Origin of the sequence: Pseudomonas sp. K5002, assembly GCF_013386655.1 — a bacterium.
Taxonomy (GTDB): Bacteria; Pseudomonadota; Gammaproteobacteria; order Pseudomonadales; family Pseudomonadaceae; genus Aquipseudomonas.
On the sequence record NZ_JACARK010000815.1, the window covers coordinates 1 to 3,866 of the forward strand.

Consider the following 3,866-nt stretch of genomic DNA (forward strand, 5'->3'; position numbering starts at 1 on the left):
GCTACGGCGAGATCGGCCAGGACCTCACCGACAAATGGCACGTGGACCTGGCCGGGCGCTACGAGCACTACAACGACGGCTCGGGCACCACCACCAACGGCAAGTTCTCCACCCGCTACCAGCTGACCCCGATCCTGGCCTTGCGCGGCACCGTCAGCACCGGGTTCCGCGCACCGTCCCTGGCCCAGCAGATCTACAGCTCCACCTCGCAAACCAGCGTCAACGGGCAACTGTTCGACTACCGCAACGTGGCGGTGAACTCCGATGTGGCCAAGGCCCTGGGCGCGACCACCCTCAAGCCTGAAAAGTCGACCAACTACAGCATCGGGCTGACCCTGCAACCCACTGACAACACCAACATCACCCTGGATGCCTACCAGATCGTGATCAAGGACCGCATCGCCCAGACCGGTTACCTGGGCGGCACGCCGCAAATCAGCGCGATCCTCGCCGCCGCCGGGCTCAACCCGAACCAGGCGGTGACCTACTTCACCAACGCCCTCGACACCACCACCCGCGGCGTCGACCTGGTGGGCGACTACCGCCAGGACATAGGTGCCTATGGCAGCCTGAAATACAGCGCCGGCTTCAACTGGAACACCACCCAGATCGACTCGATCCACGCCTCGACCGTGGCCGCCCAGGCCCTCGGCCCGGACGGTGGCTATGACCGCCAGCGCCAGGGCAACCTCAAGTACGGCTTGCCGCAATCCAAGCTGCTGCTGGGCACCACCTGGACCTACGACAAGGTTGAAACCAGCCTCAACCTGACCCGCTACGGCTCCTACACCGAGTACGGCACCGCCGAGATCTACGACCGCAACTTCGCGCCGACCTGGATCACCGACCTGAACATCGACTACCACCTGACCAAGGCCGTGACCCTGAATGCGGGGGCCAACAACCTGTTCAACAAGTACCCGAAACGCACCGACCTGGTAAGCAGTTCCGGCGGCTTCCCGTACGGTACCTTTTCGCCTTACGGCACCACCGGTGGCTATTGGTACACCGGCGTGACGTACGCCTTCTGACCCAGCCCGCGGGGCCGGTTCGCCGGCCCTGCGCCTGACCTTTTGCGGGAGCCTGTCCATGACCCGACGTACCGATCAACTCAAGCTGGGGGCCTTCCTGGCCAACAGCGGCCACCATGTATCGGCCTGGCGCCATCCCCTGGCCCAGGCGGATGCCAGCCTGGATTTCGAGCACTTCAAACACATCGCGCAAACCGCCGAGCGCGGCAAATTCGACGCCTTGTTCGTCGCCGACGTGGTCGCCCTGTGGGGCCATCATCATGACGCCCTCAGCCGCACTGCCCGCGCCGAACACTTCGAACCCTTGACCCTGATGGCCGCTTTGGCAGCCGTCACCAGCAACATCGGCCTGATCGCCACCGCCACCACCAGCTACAACGAGCCGTACCATATCGCCCGCAAGTTCGCCTCCCTCGATCATCTGTCCAAGGGGCGCGCCGCCTGGAACCTGGTGACCTCGGTGGTCTCGGATGAGGCCTGGAACTTCGGCCGCGAAACCCATATCGACCATGGCGACCGCTACCAGCGCGCCGAAGAATTCCACGACGTGGTCAAGGGCCTGTGGGACAGCTGGGACGACGACGCCTTCACCCGCGACAAGGCCAGCGGGGAGTATTTCGACCCGGCCAAACTGCACACCCTGAATCATCGCGGCGAACATTTTTCCGTACGTGGCCCACTCAACGTCGCCCGCCCTCCACAGGGCCATCCGGTGCTGGTGCAGGCCGGTGCGTCGGAACCCGGCAAGGCCCTCGCCGCCCGCGTTGCCGAGCTGATTTTTGCGGTCAACCATGACCTGGCCGGCGCCCAGGCTTTCTATCAAGACATCAAGCAACGCGCCGCCGCCTTTGGCCGTGACCCCGACCACATCAAGATCCTGCCCGGTGTCACCCCGTTTATCGGCGAAACCCGCGAACAGGCCCAGGCGCTGTTCGAAGAGTTCCAGGCCCTGGTGGACCCGGTGCTGGGCCTGCGCTTCCTGGCCGACACCCTGGGCGATGACATCGACCTGTCGGGCTACGACCTCGACGGCCCGCTGCCGGAAACCCCGGTAGGCCAGCGCGGCAGCCGTCGCGACAAACTGCTGGAACTGGCCCGCAGCCAGAACCTGAGCATCCGCCAGCTGTACCTGCACCTGACCGCCGGCAACCCGGTAATCGGCACCGCCGAAGACATTGCCGACTTCTTCGAGCAGTGGTTCGAAGCCCGTGCCTGTGACGGGTTTAACGTGTTCTTCCCGTACTTCCCGGGCGGCATCGACCTGTTCGTCGAGCAGGTGATTCCACTGCTGCAGCAACGCGGGCTGTTCCGCACCGAATACGAAGGCACCACCCTGCGGGAAAACCTCGGCCTGCCGCGCCCGGCCAATCGCTTTACCCAGGGAGTCACACCATGAAGCGCAGCGCATGGATGCTGGCAGTCGGCAGCCTGTTCGTCTCGAAGGCCTTTGCCCTGAACATTTTGCTGAGCAACGACGACGGTTATCAGCACCCCAATATTCGCGCCCTGTACACCGAGCTCAAGGCCCAGGGGCATACGGTGCGGATTGCCGCACCGCAGGCCGACCAGAGCGCACGGGGCGGTGCGTTTTTCTTTGGTCGCGAAGTCACCGTTGGCCATGACGACGACCCGGCCTACCCCGACAGTTACTACATCAGCACCACTGAAAACGGCGTGTGCCAAAGCCCCGAATGCGCCGGCAAAGACGTGCAGATCGAGATCAGCGGTACGCCGGTGATGGCCTTGCTGATGGGCCTGAAAAAAGTCATGCCCCACCCCGACCTGGTGATCGTCGGCCCCAACCCCGGGAATAACCTGGGGGCGATCAACAGCGCTTCCGGCACGTTCAACGTCGCCAGTGTCGCGGTGCAGGCGGGCATTCCGGCGCTGGCGGTCAGCACCGATTTGAAGGAGGCAGACCCACAACGCGCGGCGCAACTGGTGGCGAAGCTGGTCAATGCCCTGGACCAGCATCGCCAGCCCGACGGCGCGCTCTTGCCCAAGGGCCTGGGCCTGAATATCAACCTGCCAAAAGACTCAGAGATCAAGGGCGTGAAACTCACCCGCATCGGCAGCTACGTGGGCTTTGAAGCGGTGTACACCGACGACCTCAAGCAATTCAAACTGCCGGGCAAACCCGGCATCGGCTTCCAGTACAGCCCCGCCGCCACCGCCGAGCAGCAGAAGCAGGATGAGGCGGTATGGCTCAACAAGGGTTACCTGACCATCAGCCCGTTCAGCGGCCTGCCGGAGTCGATCAACGCCGGCCCCGCGCTGCAAAGACAACTGGCCCGCGAGGTGCAGCCATGAGTTCGCGTTTTTCCCTGGGGTTTCTCAGCCGGGTCTACAGCCCCGGCTTCGAGCCCAAGGTCTACCGCGACACCGTGGAGTTGTTCAAGGTCGCCGAAGAGCTGGGCTTTGACAGTGGCTGGGTGGCGCAGCACCACTTCGCCAGCGAAAACGGCCGCCTGCCCTCGCCCCTGGTATTGCTTGCCGCCATCGCCCAGCGCACCCGGCGGATCAGCCTGGGCACCGGGATTATCGTGTTGCCCCAGGAAGCGCCGCTGCGCCTGGCGGAAGACGCCTCGGTGCTGGACCTGTTGAGCAATGGCCGGCTGGAGCTGGGCCTGGGTGCGGGTTTTGATCCCGACACGTTCACCGCATTCGGTCGTGAGCCTGAGGCGCGCCACCGCGATTATGAGCAGCACCTGCAACAGTTGATCCATGCCCTGGGCAACGCCCCCCTGACCGACAGCGGCTCGCGCCTGTTGCCACGGGCAGCCGGCCTTGGGCAGCGAATCTGGGAAGCCACCTCACGGGTGGAACGGGTGGCCG

The 3,866-nt window shown here is 64.5% G+C and carries 4 protein-coding genes; all 4 read left to right on the plus strand.

Annotated features, from left to right (window positions below):
- Nucleotides 1-1,031, plus strand: a 1,031-nt coding sequence (locus HX846_RS29095; protein ID WP_178966657.1) for a TonB-dependent receptor domain-containing protein, incomplete at its 5' end; no start/stop codon positions are given.
- A gap of 58 nt (nucleotides 1,032-1,089) precedes the next feature.
- Nucleotides 1,090-2,427, plus strand: a complete 1,338-nt coding sequence (locus HX846_RS29100) for an LLM class flavin-dependent oxidoreductase (protein WP_008430347.1) — start codon at nucleotides 1,090-1,092, stop codon at nucleotides 2,425-2,427.
- A complete protein-coding gene (locus HX846_RS29105; protein ID WP_178966659.1) occupies nucleotides 2,424-3,341 on the plus strand; it encodes a 5'/3'-nucleotidase SurE in 918 nt (305 codons plus the stop codon). Before HX846_RS29100 ends, HX846_RS29105 begins: the two co-directional genes overlap by 4 nt.
- Nucleotides 3,338-3,866: LLM class flavin-dependent oxidoreductase (locus HX846_RS29110; protein WP_178966661.1), on the plus strand; the 529-nt coding region annotated here is incomplete at its 3' end. The genes HX846_RS29105 and HX846_RS29110, both read left to right, overlap by 4 nt.

Bases quoted from the DNA above. Each gene is read 5' to 3' on its own strand.
- HX846_RS29100 (WP_008430347.1), top strand. From the start codon at position 1,090: ATGACCCGACGTACCGATCAACTCAAGCTGGGGGCCTTCCTGGCCAAC.
- HX846_RS29105 (WP_178966659.1), top strand. From the start codon at position 2,424: ATGAAGCGCAGCGCATGGATGCTGGCAGTCGGCAGCCTGTTCGTCTCG.